The sequence below is a fragment of the Halopenitus malekzadehii genome (genome assembly GCF_900108505.1).
Lineage (GTDB): Archaea > Halobacteriota > Halobacteria > Halobacteriales > Haloferacaceae > Halopenitus > Halopenitus malekzadehii.
In genome coordinates, this window is the sequence record NZ_FNWU01000003.1 from 213,955 (window position 1) to 228,934 (window position 14,980).

Genomic DNA, 14,980 nt, shown 5'->3' on the forward strand with positions numbered 1-14,980 from the left:
CGGGAGTGCGGTCGGCGACGATATATGCGTTGTGCGTCGTCCCGGAAACGGTGGCAGCCACCTCCGGGAACCGACCAGCAGTATCCCGCAGGAACCGACCCGCTTAATCCCGGGCCGTCCAACGCGGAGGTATGAGCGAGCGCGACGACGAGGGCGACCGCGGGACCGAATCCGGAGCCGAAACTGGCACCGAATCCAAGGCCGGGACGTTCACCGACGGCTTCGAGGTGATCCCGGCGGTCGACGTCCAGGACGGCGAGGTCGTCCAACTCGTCCAGGGCGAGCGCGGGACGGGGAAACGGTACGGCGACCCGGTTGCGGCGGCCGAGCGCTGGATCGACGAGGGCGCGGAGACGCTGCATCTCGTGGATCTGGACGGCGCCTTCGAGGGGGAGCGCGTCAACGCCCCTGCGTTCGAGGCGATCGTCGACGCGGTCGGCGACGACGTCGCCCTCCAGCTCGGCGGGGGGATCCGGACCGCCGAGGACGCGCGCACGCTGCTCGATCTGGGGATCGACCGCGTGATCCTGGGCACCGCGGCCATCGAGGATCCCCCGATCGTGGAGGTCATCTCCGAGACGCATCCCGGGACGGTCGTGGTGAGCCTCGACGCGAAGGACGGCGAGGTCGTCGTCTCGGGATGGACCGAGTCGACCGGCCTCGACCCCGCCGAGGCGGCGGCGCGCTACGAGTCGCTGGGCGCGGGCGCGATCCTCTTTACGAACGTCGACGTCGAGGGACAGCTCGAGGGGATCGACCGCGAGGCCGTCGAGGCAGTCGTGGAGGCGGTCGACGTCCCCGTGATCGCCTCCGGCGGGGTGGCGAACCTCGACGACGTGGTCGCGCTCCGGGAGGCGGGGGCGGCCGCAGTCGTGATCGGCACGGCGCTGTACGAGGGATCGTTCACGCTCCGGGAGGCACAGGGAGCCGCGGCCGGCGACGGCACGAAGTGAGCGACGCGGTCGGGCACCCGGAGCGGACTTGAGAGTGAGCGTTACTCCTCGGCCGACTGCACCCCGGAGCGTTACTCCTCGGCCGACTGCTCCTCGGCGGGGCGCTCGCGTTGGACGACGAACACCGGCCCGAGAAACCGCTCGGCGACCTGCTCGGCGGGCATTCCGAAGAGGAACGTCGTGACCGACGGGTCCGTTTCGCCCATCACGACCGCGTCGTGATCGGCGGCATGACGAGCGATCGCATCGAGCGGCGCGTCCGGGTGTTCAAGGATCGTGTCGATCGACCCCGGGCTGACGCCGCGATCGACGAGCGCGTTTGCGGTCGATTCCAAAAGCGCCTCGCCGTCGGTATCCGCCTCGTCGTCATCGAGCGCGTGGTACAACGTGATCGTCGCGTCGGTCGTCGCGAACAGGCCGGCGGCCAGGCGGGTGTTTCGGTCGAGTCCGACGTCGCCCCGAACGGCGAGCAGCACCGACTCGGGTGCGTCGGTGCCGTTGGGAACGAGTACCGCGAGACAGTCGTGTTCGTAGATCAGCCGGTCGATCGTCGCCTGCGCCTCGTGTGTGAAGACGAGGCGGACGTCGACCGTGGCGCCCGCGTCGGAAAGCGCCGCCGCGAACTCCTCGAGTTTAGCCATCGCACGCTCGCCGAACTGCTCGCGGGCCTGGTCGGCCGCGGTCTGGTCGGGAATGACGTGGTAGCCGGCGAGCACGACGTGTGCGTCCGCGAGCAGGTCCGCGATCCCGGTCGGCAGCGACTCGCCCTCGAGAACCCGGATCGGATAGAGGACGGTCGGACGGTTCGGCGCGTCGGTCGTGGATGTGGGATCGGTGTCAGTCATGGATTAGAACGCTCCCTTGAGTGCGACGTCGGTGGCGTAGTATCGGTACCAGGCGTAGGCGGCGATCATCACGGCGGCGCCGACGCCGATCGACGCCGGCTGCATGAACGCGATGAGCGAGAGGCTCGCGAGCGCGCCGAGACCGGCGACGAGGTATCCCGCAGGACAGCGGAACGAGGGGGTGTACCACTCGGGCGACTCGCGTCGAAGCTGTATCAGGGCGACGCAGACGAGTCCGTACATCACGAGATGGAGCACGGAGGCGACCTCCGCGAGCAGCTCCACCTGGCCGGTCGCCGTGAGCACGACGATCGGACCCCCAGCCAGCCCGAGGGCGACGTGTGGCGTGCCGTACCGGAGGTTGAGGCGGCTGGCGGACGCGGGGAGGAGGTCGTCGCGGCTCACGGCGTAGACCGCACGGGAGGCGCTGAGGATGGAGGCGTTCGCGCTCGAGAACGTGGCGAGCAGCCCGGCGACGACGATCGCGAGGGCGCCCGGCAGGCCGACGAAGGCGCGAGCGACCTCGACCATCGCGGTTTCGCCGAACTCGCCGAGCCGGACGCTCCCGAACGCGCTGGTCGCCACGAAGATCGTGACGACGTAGAACACGCCGACGACGAGCACCGATCCGACCATCGCCAGCGGCAGGTTTCGGCTCGGGTTCGTGATGTCGCCGGCCACGGTCGCCACCTGCGCGAAGCCGAGATACGAGGTGAACACGAGCGCGGCGGTCTGCAACACCGGCATCATTCCGCCGGGCGGGAGGAACCGCTCCGGAGTCGATTCCGTGCCGAACACGCCGAGCGCGTCGAGGCTCCCGTAGCTCAGGAACAGCGTGAGGATGACGAGCAAGACGATCACGATCGCGTTCTGCAGCGACGCCGTGTTCTCGGTGCCGAAGACGCTGAGGACGGTGAGCGCGACGCCGAAGGCGATCCCCAACGGCACTGCCGGATCCACCGGTAGGGCGATCCCCGCCTCGGCGAACACCTGGCCGGCGTAGCTGCCGAGCCCGACGAGATAGAACGCGGCCGCGAACACGAGCCCGAGCCAGAGGCCGATGCCGATGACCGCGCCGGGACCGGTGCCGAGTCCCCGAGAGATGAAGAAGTACCCGCCGCCGCTGCGGGGCATCGCGGTCGCCAGTTCCGACAGCGGGAGCGCGACCAACAGCGCGACGACCGCCCCGATCGCGAACGAGAGCGATGCGGCCGGCCCCGCGTTCTCCGCGGCGAGCCCCGGAAACACGAAGATTCCCGCACCGATCATCGTCCCGATGCCGATCGCGAGCCCGCCGACGAGCCCGATCGTCCGTTCGAGCTCACCCTCGCCTCGATCGCGGTCGTGTTCGACGACGGGCTCGGAGGAGTCAGTCGGTGGCGTCCCTTCGAGGACGTCATCGCGTCCCATACGCGTGGATCGGGGGTGTATCGGAAATAGCCACCGCCAAAGTGACCGAATCGAACGGTCCACGAGCGGCTCGCCCGCAATCCCCTTAAGAGTCGCCCGCGAGTGGCCGGTATGAGCGACCCGAGCGAATCGGACGGCACCGACCGCAGTGCGGCCGTCTCGCGGGCGACGGCGGAGACGGAGATCGATCTCACGCTGGCGCTCGACGGGGACGGGGACGGCGAGATCGACACCGGGATCGGCTTCTTCGACCACATGCTGACGGCCTTCGCCACGCACGGGCTGTTCGACCTGACCGTCCGGTGTGACGGGGACACCCACATCGACGACCACCACACCGTCGAGGACGTGGCGATCTGTCTGGGCGAGGCGTTCGCGGAGGCGCTGGGCGATAAGCGCGGGATCCGCCGATACGCCGACCGTCGCGTCCCGCTCGACGAGGCGGTCGCGTCCGTGGTCGTCGACGTCTCTGGGCGACCCCACTACGAGTTCACGGGTGAGTTCTCCCAGGAGTCGATCGGGGGATTCACGAGCGTGATGGCGGACCACTTCGCGATGTCGCTTGCCCACAACGCCGGCCTGACGCTGCACGCCGAGGTCGTCCGCGGCGAGAACGCCCACCACGAGGTCGAGGCGCTGTTCAAGGCGCTCGCGCGCACGCTCGACGACGCGACCCGGATCGACGAGCGGCGCTCGGACACCCCGAGCACGAAGGGCGACTTATAAGCGATGTTCGACGAGATCCTGGGCAAGTTCGAGGGGTCGCCGAGCCAGCAGGCGGTGATCCGCCTGCTCTTGGAGCGCGGGTTCTCCGTCAACGAGGACGGGCGCGTGGTCTCGGGCGGGATCGAGATCCCCTACACCGGGATCGCGCGCGAGCTGGACGTGGACCGCCGCGTCGTCGACTCGACGACCGACACGATCCGAGAAGATCCGGAGCTGCGCCGGATCTTCGCGAACATCTCCTCGATCCCGAGCCTGATGGATCTCGCGCCGGTGCTCGAGTTGACCGTTCTCACGGTCGAAGTGGCCGCAGCGGACGAATCCGGCATCGTCGCCGAGGTGACCGGACTCATCGCCGACCACGAACTCACGATCCGACAGGTCATCAGCGACGATCCGGAGTTCGCCGCCGACCCGAAGCTCTACGTGATCCTCGACGACGACGTGCCGGGCGAACTACTCGTGGCCATCCGGGAACTTCCCTACGTACGCCGCGTCGAGTTCTGAGCCGACGAGGACGGGAATCACATCGCGAATACGGAACCCGCGCGAACACACGCACGTACCGTCAATACGTCCCACGCCCATATGGACGGTATGAGCACCGAGTACGGCTGAACCGGCTCCGAACCGTCATCGACGCGCTCGAGTACCCGATCGAACGGGCCGACGCGCGCGAGGAATTGTCCGACGTGACGCTGCTGTACGCCGACGGGCGGGAGTCGCTGGCCGCGGTCGTCGCCCGGTCGAACGACGACGTCTTCCGGTCGATGGAGGATCTCGAGGCCGCGGTTTTCGGGAACGTTCCGGTTGAAGCAGTCGGCGAACCGGGGCAGTCGGACGGCGACGCCTAGTACAGCCGATTTCGCGTCCATTTTGCGAGGGGACCTGCCGTCAACCGCCTCGGGGTCAAGCCCGTGGCATCCGCCTCGCTATTCTGTGAACCAGCAGCGACGATCGTGAGACACCTCCGCATATTTCACTTTCACCCACCTGTTAACGTGGGTTTATATGGGAGAGCGAACAAGCGGGGTGTACATGCCCGAAGACGAACTCGAAGACCTCCCAGGCGTCGGCCCCGCGACCGCGGACAAGCTCATTGACACCGGCTACGAGAGCTACCAGAGCATCGCGGTCGCCAGCCCCGGGGAGCTGTCGAACACCGCCGACATCGGCTCCTCGACCGCCTCGGACATCATCAACGCCGCCCGGGAGGCCGCCGACGTCGGCGGCTTCGAGACCGGCGCGGCGGTCCTCGAGCGACGCGAGCAGATCGGCAAGCTCTCCTGGCAGATCGACGAGGTCGACGAGCTGCTCGGCGGCGGCGTCGAGACGCAGTCGATCACGGAAGTCTACGGCGAGTTCGGCGCCGGCAAATCGCAGGTGACCCACCAGCTGGCGGTCAACGTCCAGCTGCCCCGCGAACACGGCGGGCTCGCCGGCGGCGCCATCTTCGTGGACACCGAGGACACGTTCCGGCCCGAGCGGATCGACGACATGGTTCGTGGCCTCGACGACGAGATCCTCGAGGCGGAACTCGAACGGCGCGAGATCGAGGGGACGCCGAACAGCGACGAGGCGCTGGCCGAACTCACCGAGGCGTTCCTCGACCGGATCCACGTCGCGAAGGCGTTCAACTCCAACCACCAGATCCTGCTGGCCGAGAAGGCCAAGGAGCTCGCCGGCGAACACGAGGAGAGCGAGTGGCCGATCCGGCTCGTCTGCGTGGACTCGCTGACCGCCCACTTCCGCGCCGAGTACGTCGGCCGGGGCGAGCTCGCCGAGCGCCAGCAGAAGCTGAACAAACACCTTCACGACCTGATGCGGATCGGCGACCTGTACAACACGTCGATCCTCGTCACCAACCAGGTCGCCTCGAACCCCGACTCCTACTTCGGTGACCCGACCCAACCGATCGGCGGCAACATCCTCGGCCACACCTCCACCTTCCGGATCTACCTGCGGAAGTCGAAGGGCGACAAGCGGATCGTCCGGCTCGTCGACGCCCCGAACCTCGCCGACGGCGAGGCCGTGATGCGCGTCCAGGACGCCGGCCTCAAACCGGAATAGGCCGGCCCGAGAGGACACGCAGGCGTCGGTTACACACCACTCACGCGAGTCGACACCATCTGTTGCAACGATTTCCGCGACGGCGACCGACGATTTTCGCGACGGCGACTCACGAGGAGCGCGCGCGAGCGTTTCGGGCACACACACCACCTATCCGACAAAACGATCGTCAAATTGTCCGGCAACATTTGTAATGTAACTGCCGAGAATACGTCCTTATATTGGCCTAATTCGATTGTATATCTGACGAACGTTGACTTATCTGCATATATTAACCTATTTTTCAACTCTATGATTTATATGTCTCCATCCATCCCAATCGGAACGTGATTTCGAACACGAACACGGAGGAATCGGTTGGAATAGTTCACGATCGTAAACCATCCATCCCCGATAGGGCGGTGATCGTCTGATGGTGGGCACGGGGCTCCTGGCGCAGGTCGATCCCTCGGTGATCGCCGAGGGCGTGAATCTGCTGTGGGTTGCGGTCGTCTGTTTCCTGATCTTCTTCATGCACGCCGGCTTCGCGATGCTTGAGGCGGGGCAGGTGCGTGCGAAGAACGTCGCCAACCAGCTGACGAAGAACCTGCTGACCTGGAGCGTCGGCGTCCTGGTCTACTTCCTGATCGGGTTCGGCGTCGAGGCCGTCGCGGGCGGAAGCGGCGTCTCGATGGAGACGTTCACGGCCGCGATGACCGCGCCCGACGGCGCGTGGGTCAACAGCTGGCTGTTCGGTGCCGTCTTCGCGATGACGGCGGCGACGATCGTTTCCGGCGCGGTCGCCGGCCGCGCGAAGCTCCGCGCGTACGTCGGCTACACGATCGTGCTGTCGGCAGTCATCTACCCGGTCGTCGCGGGGATGTCCTGGTACGGCGGCGGCCTCCTCGCGGGGCTCGGCTTCACGGACTTCGCGGGCGGGATGGTCGTCCACGGGATGGGCGGCATCGCCGGCCTCACGGCCGCGTACGTGATCGGCCCGCGGATGGACCGCTACGCCGGGGACGGCTCGACGAACGTCATCCCGGGCCACTCGATGACGTTCGCGGTGCTCGGAACGCTCGTCCTGGCGTTCGGCTGGTACGGCTTCAACGTCGGCACCACCGCGACCGTCTTCGCCGTCGAGAACGGCGAGTTGACGCTTGGCGGCTTCGGGGTCGTCGGTCGCGTCGCGCTCACGACGACGCTCGGGATGGCCGCCGGGGGCATCGGCGCGGCGCTTGGAGCCCTCGCACTCACCAAGAAGGTCGATACCCTCTACGTCGCCAACGGGCTGCTGGCGGGACTGGTCGGCGTTACCGGGATCGTCGACCTCGTCACCTGGTGGGGCGCCATCGCGGTCGCGCTGGTGTGCGGCCTCCAGCTCCCGTTCGTCTTCGAGTTCGTCTCGGACACGCTGAAGATCGACGACGTCTGTGCGGTCTTCCCGGTCCACGGCTCCGCCGGCGTCATCGGGATCCTGGCGCTGCCGTTCGTCCACGTCGACGGCTTCTCGGTCGACCTGCTCGTCTCGCAGGTCGTCGGAACCGCCGTGATCACGGTCTGGACCGTCCTCGCGACCGCAGCGGTCTTCGGCGCCTTCAAGGTGGCCGGACAGGCCCGCGTCGCGCCCGAACACGAGCGTGAGGGGCTCGACGTCTCCGAACACGGCGTCGACACCTACCCCGAGTTCGGCAAGCCGATCGCCGCCGACGGGTCCGGAGCCAGCGTCCGCGCCGACGGCGGCGCGGAGGCCGGCACCGAGATCAAGATGGTCACGGCGATCGTTCGCCCCGAGAAGCTCGGCGAGATCAAGACCGCGCTCGCCGGGATCGGCGCGCCCTCGCTGACGGTCACGAACGTCTCCGGCCGCGGCTCCCAGCCCGCCAAGACGGGCCAGTGGCGCGGCGAAGAGTACGTCGTCGACCTGCACCAGAAGGTGAAGATCGAGTGCGTCGTCGCCGACATCCCGGCCGACGAGGTCGCGGCGGCGATCCGCGAGGCCGCAAGCACCGGCGAGCCCGGCGACGGGAAGGTCTTCGTCCTGCCAGTCGAGGACGCACTGCAGGTGCGCACCGGCACGGCCGGGCCCGAGGCGGTCTGAAGCAGCGAGACCGCGAGACGGGGCGGTAACCCGACAGCCGACCCCGAAGGTTGCGGCCCAGCCCGACGCGTCACTCCTCGGCGTCGAGCCGGTCCCGAACCAGTGACGAGTCGGACGCGGTGCACTCGGGCCGGCCGCAAACGCCGGCGTCGGCGCCGGCACGCTCCACGCCCGCGGAGAGACGGTCGATCGACCAGTCGACGTCGTGATCGTGCGTTCGACGGTGCTCGTCCAGGGCGGTCCGTGCTCGACGAAGGGACGAAAGCGTCTCCGAGAAGCCGCAGGACGCACAGTCGACAGTCACGCGCGATGGTGCCATGATCGATCGATGGCGACTGTGAGCCAAAACGATCGCGGTTCGAACGGAATCCCTTTTTCACCTCCCGACCGAAGGAGGGCGTATGAACAACGACCGCTCGCGCGCGCTGTACGACCGCGCGCTCTCGGTGCTGCCCGGCGGCGTCAACTCCTCGGTGCGGGCGACGCTCCCGCACCCGGTGTTCGTCGACCACGGAGACGGCGGCCACGTGATCGACGCCGACGGAAACCGGTACGTCGACTGGGTGATGGGCTACGGCCCGCTGTTGTACGGCCACGACGTCCCCGAACCGGTGACGGCGGCGATCCAGTCCGCGGCGGCGGACGGCCCGATGTACGGGGTCCCGACCGAGATCGAGGTCGAACACGCCGAGTTCATCGCGCGCCACGTCCCGAGCGTCGAACAGGTCCGGTTCGTCAACTCCGGCACCGAGGCGACCGTTTCGGCGGTCCGGCTCGCCCGGGGCCACACGGGTCGCGACAAGATCGTGGTGATGCAGGGCGGCTACCACGGCGCCCAGGAGTCGACGCTCGTCGAGGGTGAGCCGGGAGCGCAGGTGCCCTCCACCGCGGGCGTTCCCGAGGAGTTCGCCGAACACACCCTGCCGGTCCCGTTCAACGACCCCGATGCCGCACGCGAGGTCTTCGACGATCACGGCGACGACATCGCGGCGGTGCTCGTCGAGCCGATCCTCGCCAACTCCGGGATCGTGATGCCCGTCGACGGCTACCACGAAACGCTGCGCGAGCTGTGTGACGAGCACGGCTCGCTGCTCGTCTTCGACGAGGTGATCACCGGCTTCCGCGTCGGCGGGCTGGGCTGTGCACAGGGAAAACTCGGCGTGACCCCCGATCTCACCACGTTCGGGAAGATCGTCGGCGGCGGGTTCCCGGTCGGGGCGATCGGCGGCCGAGCGGACGTGATGGAGGGGTTCACGCCGGCCGGCGACGTCTTCCAGGCCGGGACCTTCTCGGGACATCCGGTGGCGATGGCGGCCGGCAAGGCCTATCTCGAGTACGCGGCCGAACACGACGTCTACGAGCACGTCAACGAGCTCGGGCGCCGGCTTCGGGAGGGGATCACCGACATCTGTGCCGAACAGGCGCCGACGTACACGGTCGTCGGGACGGACTCGCTGTTCAAGACGGTCTTCACGCGCGAGGGCCCGATCGGTGGGGACCTCGAGACGTGCTGTCCGGCGGGCTGTACCCAGGACCCCGACTGTCCGCGGTACGACTACTGCCCGAAGACGGGCGCCGACGTCGCCCGCGCGGAGACCGACCGCTGGGAACGCGTCTTCCGCCAGGAGATGACGGATCAGGGGATCCTCCTCACCGGCAACCAGTTCGAGAGCCAGTTCGTCTCCTACGCACACACCGAGGCGGACGTCGAGGAGACGCTCGAGGCGTACAAACACGCGCTCTGAGCGGCGAAATGACGCGCTCCGAGCCACGAAAGCATCGCGGCCGGAGTCGACGAACGCGCAACGACCTGACGCGACCGAAATTGGTGACCTTTTCACCACCGGGACCGACGGATCGAGTATGACACGATCGCTTCGACTCGCGACTCGCGGATCCGACCTCGCCGTGAAACAGGCGGCGACGGTCGCTGACGCGCTCGCGACCCGGCGCCGGGAGGTCAAGACCCGAACGGTCGAGACCCGCGGCGACCAGGTCCCGGATGCGCTCATCCACGAGCTGGGAAAGACGGGCGCGTTCGTCCGGTCGCTTGACGAGGAGGTGCTCTCCGGCGACGCCGACCTCGCGGTCCACTCGCTGAAGGACGTCCCGACGGAGGGGCTCGACGACCTCGTCATCGCCGGCGTCCCCGAGCGCGCGCCGGCCGGCGACGTTCTCGTGACTCCCGAGGGAGACGACCTCGCCGACCTCGAGCCGGGGTCGACGATCGGAACCGCCTCGCTGCGCCGCACCGCCCAGATCAAGGCCGCCCGCCCCGACCTCGAAGTGGAGCCGATCCGTGGCAACGTCGACACCCGGATCGAGAAGCTGCTCGCGCCCGGACTCCAGCGCGAACACGGGGCCCGGATGGAGGCGCGGTCAGAGGAGAAGGGTGAGACCGGCGAGACGAACGGAGACGACCACGCTGGCGACCGCGATGAGGACGGCGACCGGACGGAAGACGGGGACGATCGCGAGTTCGAGGCGACCGTCGAGGAGTGGTTCGACTCGCTCTCCGAACTCGAACGCGGAGCGATGGAACGAGACGTTGAGACCGAGTACGACGGGCTGGTGCTCGCGGAGGCCGGACTCGCGCGATCCGGGCTGCTCGATGCGGTCCCGACGGCGCGGCTCGAGCGCGGCGAGTTCGTCCCGGCGGCCGGCCAGGGCGCGATCGCCGTCGTCGCGGCGGATCCGGACGTGGTAGAGGCGATCCGGTCGGCGGTCGACCACTCGCGGACGCGCGTGGAGACGAGCGTCGAGCGGACGATCCTCGAGGAGCTCGGCGGCGGCTGCATCGCCCCGATCGGCATCAACGCGATCGTGCAGGGATCGTACGTGCACACGACCGTCCGCGTGCTCTCGCGGGACGGGACCGAGGAGGTGGCCGAGACGCGCGATCTCGACATCGAGCACTACGGGCAGGACGCGCAGGCGTTCGGCCGGGACCTGGCCGAACGGGGCGCCGACGAGTTGATCGAACGCGCGCGCGAACGGAGCGAGGAGGATGACGGAGGACGAGAGGAGGATGACTGAAGACGACGGTCGGAGCGACGGATTCGAGGACGAGACCCAAACCGAGGGCCCCGAGGACGAGATCCCGACCGACAGCCACGAGGAAGCGACCGGCAAGGTCTACCTCGTCGGGTCGGGGCCCGGCGATCCGGAGCTACTGACGGTGCGGGCGAACCGCCTCCTCGAGGCGGCCGACGTCGTGCTCCACGACAAGCTTCCGGGCCCGGAGATCATCGAGTCGATCCCCGAGGAGAAGCGCGAGGACGTCGGCAAGCGGGCCGACGGCGAGTGGACGCCCCAGGAGTACACCAACCGCCGGCTGGTCGAACTCGCCCGTGAGGGAAAGACGGTCGTCCGGCTGAAGGGCGGCGACCCCTTCGTGTTCGGCCGGGGCGGCGAAGAGCTCGAGCATCTCGCGTCGGCCGGCGTGCCGGTCGAGGTCGTGCCGGGCGTCACCTCCGCGATCGCCGGGGCCGGCGTAGCTGGGATCCCGGTGACCCACCGAGAGCACGCCTCCTCGGTGTCGTTCGTGACGGGTCACGAGGACCCGACGAAGGACGATTCGGCGGTCGACTGGGAGGCGCTTGCGGCCACCGGCGGGACGATCGTCGTGTTGATGGGCGTCGGCAAGCTGCCGGAGTACGTCGCCGAGCTCCGGAACGCGGGGATGGACTCGGAAACGCCGGTGGCCCTCGTCGAACGCGCGACGTGGCCGGACATGCGCGTAGCGACCGGGACCCTCGAGACGATCATCTCGGTCCGCGACGAAACGGGGATCGAACCGCCAGCCATTACCGTGATCGGCGAGGTCGCGGCGAGCCGTGACCGCGTGATCGACGTCCTGGAGAACGCCAACGCGGCACCAGTCGGGGCCGAAACGGAACGGGAACAGGAACCGGAACGGGGGACCGACCGATGAGCCGGCAGGTGCGCGTCGCCGTCTTCCGACCCGACGACGAGCGGATCGACGACGCGGTCGAGCTGTTGGGGTCGCTCGGTGCCGACCCGGTTCCGGACCCGATGTTGGCGGTTGAACCGACCGGGGAGACGCCGACGGACGCGCCATACGTGGTCCTCACGAGCAAGACCGGCGTCGAACTCGCCGACGAGCGCGGGTGGGAGCCGGCCGCGGACGCGACGCTCGTCGCGATCGGCCCCGCGACCGCCGCGGCGGCGCGGGAGGCGGGTTGGACCGTCGATCTGATCCCCGAGGAGTACACCTCCCAGGGACTCGTCGACCTGCTCGCCGACCGGATCGCCGAGGGAGGCGGGAGCGGCGAGGGGACTGCAGGCGCGGCGAAGCGGATCGCCGCGGACCAAAGCACCACGGGTCGGGGCGTCGCGATCGAGGTCGCACGCTCGGACCACGGCAGCGCGGTCCTCACCGAGGGGCTCGCGGCTGCGGGCGCCGACGTCCACGAGACGGTGCTCTACCGGCTCGTCCGCCCCGAGAGAGCCGGCCGATCGACCGAGCTGGCCGCCGCCGGCGAGCTGGAGGCGGCCGCGTTTACCTCCTCGCTCACGGTGGAACACTTCCTCGAAGCCGCCGCCGAGCGAGGGATCGAGGCCGACGCTCGCGAGGGACTCGCCGACGCGGTCGTCGGTACCATCGGGGACCCGACCCGGGAAACGGCCGAGGCGCACGGGATCGACGTCGACGTCGTTCCCGAGGACGCGACCTTCGAGTCGCTCGCGACCGCGGTGGTCGAACGGGCTGCGCCGAGCCACCGCGGCGAGTGAGCGCCTCGGTGCGGGATCGGCGCGGTGGCTCGGCGCGGAACTGGCCCGAAACGCGAGCCGGGCGTCACTCCCCGCTGCCGGCCCGGTCGTCGAACGTCGCCCACGCGTCGGGAAACGCTGTGAGCCGTGCCGCCGACAGCGTGTACAGCGCGTACTCCCGGTCCAGCCGGACCGTTCGATCCTCCTCGATCCAGCGGCGTATCCGGTCGTCCGTCGAGGCGAGCCGGGACCGTTCGGCCGCGAGGAAGTCGCCGCCCACGGTCGGATCAGCGGACGATGCGGGGAGGTTCTCGAGCGCCGCGACCGCCGACTCGCGGGCCGCCCGGACGGTCTCGGGCGTCGCCTCGCGATGTCCGCCCTCCTCGATGGTCCTTCGAGCGCGATCGAGTGCCCGCCGGTTGACGTCGAGTTCGAGGGCGGTCGCAAGCGATCGGCCGAGTCGGCGCCGGTCCTCGAACAGGGTCTCGTGGAGGTGCGAGACCACCCTGACGCCCTCGGTCACGATCTCCCGGGCCGGGTCCGCGTCGGTCCCGATCAGCTCGCGAGGATCGCCCGCGTCGTCAGTCGGGTATTCGGCCTCGCGAAAGTCCTCGCGGGCGGTTTCGAGCGCGGTCGTGAAGCGTTCCTCGTAGTCGACCGGCGGGCCGGCGCCAGAGTCACCGTCGCCGTCGACGCCAGCGTCGGCATCACCGTCTGCCGCGGCACGCTCGCGATGGCGCGCCGAGAGGTGATCCAGGGCCGCCAGCCGCGAGACGGCGCGTTCGACCTGGCCGGCCAACTCGCCGATCCACAGCGCGTGTCCCTCCGGCGCGGCGTGGTGATGCGTGGGCCGATCGAGATCGGTGCGGGCTCGATCGAGGAGCGACTCGAGGCGCACGGCGGTGAGCAGGGTTCGATGCGGGTCGATCCCCGCATAGGTGAGCGCATCCGTGCCGGTCGCGAGCCGATCGCGTGCGTCCGAGCGGGCCCCCTCGACGACGGACCGCCGCTCCGTCGTCGATCCGACCGCGGCGACCGTCTCGGCGGCGCTGCGGGCGTGTCCGCGGACCTCATAGGACTCCGCGAGTGCGTTGGCAGCAGCGGGTGCGTCCCGCACGGCGTCGAGTCCGCGAACCGCGCGATCACGAAACCGATCGATCTCCCGGCGTGCGGCCCCGTTCGGGACGTCGGCTGCGGTGAGCGGGTCCGGGACGTCGGCCAGCAGCGAGTCGATCCGGTCGACCGCCCCGACGACCGTTTCCCGGGTCGGCTGCACCGGCTCGGGCCGTGGCGGGGTCTCGACCGGCGACTCGATCGTTCCCTCGAGCGTCGCGGCATCGTACGTGGACGGCGTGTCCTCGCCGTGATCGAGGACGTCGAGACACCCGGCCGACGCGAGGGTCACTCCGGCGCCGACCGCACCGAGAACCGAGCGACGCGACCGGGTCACGCGTCATCACCGCCGTTTGTCTCGATCGACTCGGGTCGGCAGTTCGAGCTGGTTCCGAGCCCCATTCCCGACGGGGATGACTCGTAAGCCTGCGGGACGCGCAGCGCCGTCACGAGCAGGTGGCGGTCGTCCACCGCACAGGCCGCGTCCGCCGGACGGAGCTTCCGACAGCGGCTGGCGTGGAACTCGTCGTCCTCGATCTCGACGTACTCGGTCGAGAGCTCATAACAGGCGGCGATCGGCTCCTGGATCAGGACGGCCGACTCGGAATCGAAGTCGGTCGCTGCCAGAAACGACCGAAGCGCGTCGGTTCCCTCCGGCTCCCGTCGGAACCGCAGCCGATCGCGGTGGGCGTCCTCGAGGATGAACCACATCCGGTTTCGGAGCCGCCGGTCCGCGAGGTCGGGCGTCGGGGTGGCGGGAACGTCGCTCGAGTCGGTCACACCGCCGTCCGGATCAGTCGGATCGAACCCGGTCGGGATGATCGAGTCGAGCGACGGGTCACGGAGCGTCTCGACCGCGAAGTCGGTCGTGGCCGACTCGGGCGGGTGTGACGGGTCGTCGTTCACGGTTCGGCTGCGGGAGGACTGGCCGTCGAGACAGCCGGCCGCGGCGCTCGCCAGGACCGCTGCGCCCGCGGCGAGGAGGGATCGCCGGGACCGATGGAGGGCGGGCATACAACCGGCTGGGCCGTGCCACCCCAAATAGGTTGGGA

The 14,980-nt window shown here is 69.1% G+C and carries 15 protein-coding genes; 10 read left to right on the forward strand and 5 right to left on the reverse strand.

The window, feature by feature from the left end; translation table 11 throughout:
• Window positions 1-131 precede the first annotated feature (131 nt).
• Complete coding sequence (gene hisA, locus BLW38_RS08235) at window positions 132-953, forward strand: 1-(5-phosphoribosyl)-5-[(5-phosphoribosylamino)methylideneamino]imidazole-4-carboxamide isomerase (protein ID WP_092816766.1); 822 nt, start codon at window positions 132-134, stop codon at window positions 951-953.
• Between the two features lie 71 nt (window positions 954-1,024).
• Here the strand turns inward: hisA and BLW38_RS08240 are convergent, their stop codons facing one another.
• Window positions 1,025-1,798, reverse strand: a complete 774-nt coding sequence (locus BLW38_RS08240) for a universal stress protein (protein ID WP_092816767.1) — start codon at window positions 1,796-1,798, stop codon at window positions 1,025-1,027.
• A gap of 3 nt (window positions 1,799-1,801) precedes the next feature.
• Window positions 1,802-3,208 carry an APC family permease gene (locus BLW38_RS08245; protein WP_092816768.1) on the reverse strand — a complete coding sequence of 469 codons (1,407 nt, stop codon included), beginning with the start codon at window positions 3,206-3,208 and terminating at the stop codon, window positions 1,802-1,804.
• Between the two features lie 111 nt (window positions 3,209-3,319).
• On the opposite strand from BLW38_RS08245, the gene hisB reads away from it, so the two are divergent.
• The 5 genes from hisB to BLW38_RS08270 all read left to right on the forward strand — a co-directional run bounded on the left by hisB (window position 3,320) and on the right by BLW38_RS08270 (window position 8,081).
• On the forward strand, window positions 3,320-3,934 hold the full coding sequence (gene hisB, locus BLW38_RS08250) for an imidazoleglycerol-phosphate dehydratase HisB (RefSeq protein ID WP_092816769.1): 615 nt from the start codon (window positions 3,320-3,322) through the stop codon (window positions 3,932-3,934).
• A 3-nt stretch (window positions 3,935-3,937) separates the two neighbouring features.
• Window positions 3,938-4,438 carry an amino acid-binding protein gene (locus BLW38_RS08255; RefSeq protein WP_092816770.1) on the forward strand — a complete coding sequence of 167 codons (501 nt, stop codon included), beginning with the start codon at window positions 3,938-3,940 and terminating at the stop codon, window positions 4,436-4,438.
• Between the two features lie 107 nt (window positions 4,439-4,545).
• A complete protein-coding gene (locus BLW38_RS08260) occupies window positions 4,546-4,785 on the forward strand; it encodes a DUF5789 family protein (protein ID WP_092816771.1) in 240 nt (79 codons plus the stop codon).
• A gap of 184 nt (window positions 4,786-4,969) precedes the next feature.
• Window positions 4,970-6,001, forward strand: coding sequence for a DNA repair and recombination protein RadA (gene radA / locus BLW38_RS08265; RefSeq protein WP_092816772.1), 1,032 nt, complete (start codon window positions 4,970-4,972; stop codon window positions 5,999-6,001).
• A gap of 412 nt (window positions 6,002-6,413) precedes the next feature.
• Entirely contained in the window at window positions 6,414-8,081 is a 1,668-nt protein-coding gene (locus BLW38_RS08270) for an ammonium transporter (protein ID WP_092816773.1), read from the forward strand.
• 70 nt (window positions 8,082-8,151) lie between these two features.
• Here BLW38_RS08270 and BLW38_RS08275 read toward each other — a convergent pair whose 3' ends face one another.
• On the reverse strand, window positions 8,152-8,400 hold the full coding sequence (locus BLW38_RS08275) for a DUF7542 family protein (RefSeq protein WP_092816774.1): 249 nt from the start codon (window positions 8,398-8,400) through the stop codon (window positions 8,152-8,154).
• An 82-nt stretch (window positions 8,401-8,482) separates the two neighbouring features.
• Between BLW38_RS08275 and hemL the strand changes: the two genes are divergently transcribed.
• The 4 genes from hemL (at window position 8,483) to BLW38_RS08295 (ending at window position 12,836) form a co-directional block, all read left to right on the forward strand.
• Entirely contained in the window at window positions 8,483-9,826 is a 1,344-nt protein-coding gene (gene hemL, locus BLW38_RS08280; protein WP_092816775.1) for a glutamate-1-semialdehyde 2,1-aminomutase, read from the forward strand.
• 118 nt (window positions 9,827-9,944) lie between these two features.
• Complete coding sequence (gene hemC, locus BLW38_RS08285; protein ID WP_092816776.1) at window positions 9,945-11,117, forward strand: hydroxymethylbilane synthase; 1,173 nt, start codon at window positions 9,945-9,947, stop codon at window positions 11,115-11,117.
• The gene (gene cobA / locus BLW38_RS08290) at window positions 11,110-12,015 is read left to right on the forward strand and encodes a uroporphyrinogen-III C-methyltransferase (protein ID WP_092816777.1); all 906 of its coding nucleotides are present in this window, start codon (window positions 11,110-11,112) and stop codon (window positions 12,013-12,015) included. The genes hemC and cobA overlap by 8 nt, the downstream gene beginning before the upstream one ends.
• The gene (locus BLW38_RS08295) at window positions 12,012-12,836 is read left to right on the forward strand and encodes a uroporphyrinogen-III synthase (protein ID WP_092816778.1); all 825 of its coding nucleotides are present in this window, start codon (window positions 12,012-12,014) and stop codon (window positions 12,834-12,836) included. The genes cobA and BLW38_RS08295 overlap by 4 nt, the downstream gene beginning before the upstream one ends.
• A gap of 64 nt (window positions 12,837-12,900) precedes the next feature.
• Here the strand turns inward: BLW38_RS08295 and BLW38_RS08300 are convergent, their stop codons facing one another.
• Window positions 12,901-14,265, reverse strand: a complete 1,365-nt coding sequence (locus BLW38_RS08300) for a hypothetical protein (RefSeq protein ID WP_092816779.1) — start codon at window positions 14,263-14,265, stop codon at window positions 12,901-12,903.
• Window positions 14,262-14,942: a hypothetical protein gene (locus tag BLW38_RS08305; RefSeq protein ID WP_092816780.1), complete on the reverse strand. Its 681-nt coding sequence runs from the start codon at window positions 14,940-14,942 to the stop codon at window positions 14,262-14,264. The genes BLW38_RS08300 and BLW38_RS08305 overlap by 4 nt, the downstream gene beginning before the upstream one ends.
• Window positions 14,943-14,980: the final 38 nt, after the last annotated feature.

What these genes read in the sequence shown, in the direction of transcription:
- hisA (WP_092816766.1), top strand. Translation starts at nt 132, where the DNA reads ATGAGCGAGCGCGACGACGAGGGCGACCGCGGGACCGAATCCGGAGCC.
- BLW38_RS08240 (WP_092816767.1), bottom strand. Translation starts at nt 1,798, where the DNA reads ATGACTGACACCGATCCCACATCCACGACCGACGCGCCGAACCGTCCG.
- BLW38_RS08245 (WP_092816768.1), bottom strand. Translation starts at nt 3,208, where the DNA reads ATGGGACGCGATGACGTCCTCGAAGGGACGCCACCGACTGACTCCTCC.
- hisB (WP_092816769.1), top strand. Translation starts at nt 3,320, where the DNA reads ATGAGCGACCCGAGCGAATCGGACGGCACCGACCGCAGTGCGGCCGTC.
- BLW38_RS08255 (WP_092816770.1), top strand. Translation starts at nt 3,938, where the DNA reads ATGTTCGACGAGATCCTGGGCAAGTTCGAGGGGTCGCCGAGCCAGCAG.
- radA (WP_092816772.1), top strand. Translation starts at nt 4,970, where the DNA reads ATGCCCGAAGACGAACTCGAAGACCTCCCAGGCGTCGGCCCCGCGACC.
- BLW38_RS08270 (WP_092816773.1), top strand. Translation starts at nt 6,414, where the DNA reads ATGGTGGGCACGGGGCTCCTGGCGCAGGTCGATCCCTCGGTGATCGCC.
- BLW38_RS08275 (WP_092816774.1), bottom strand. Translation starts at nt 8,400, where the DNA reads ATGGCACCATCGCGCGTGACTGTCGACTGTGCGTCCTGCGGCTTCTCG.
- hemL (WP_092816775.1), top strand. Translation starts at nt 8,483, where the DNA reads ATGAACAACGACCGCTCGCGCGCGCTGTACGACCGCGCGCTCTCGGTG.
- hemC (WP_092816776.1), top strand. Translation starts at nt 9,945, where the DNA reads ATGACACGATCGCTTCGACTCGCGACTCGCGGATCCGACCTCGCCGTG.
- cobA (WP_092816777.1), top strand. Translation starts at nt 11,110, where the DNA reads ATGACTGAAGACGACGGTCGGAGCGACGGATTCGAGGACGAGACCCAA.
- BLW38_RS08295 (WP_092816778.1), top strand. Translation starts at nt 12,012, where the DNA reads ATGAGCCGGCAGGTGCGCGTCGCCGTCTTCCGACCCGACGACGAGCGG.
- BLW38_RS08305 (WP_092816780.1), bottom strand. Translation starts at nt 14,942, where the DNA reads ATGCCCGCCCTCCATCGGTCCCGGCGATCCCTCCTCGCCGCGGGCGCA.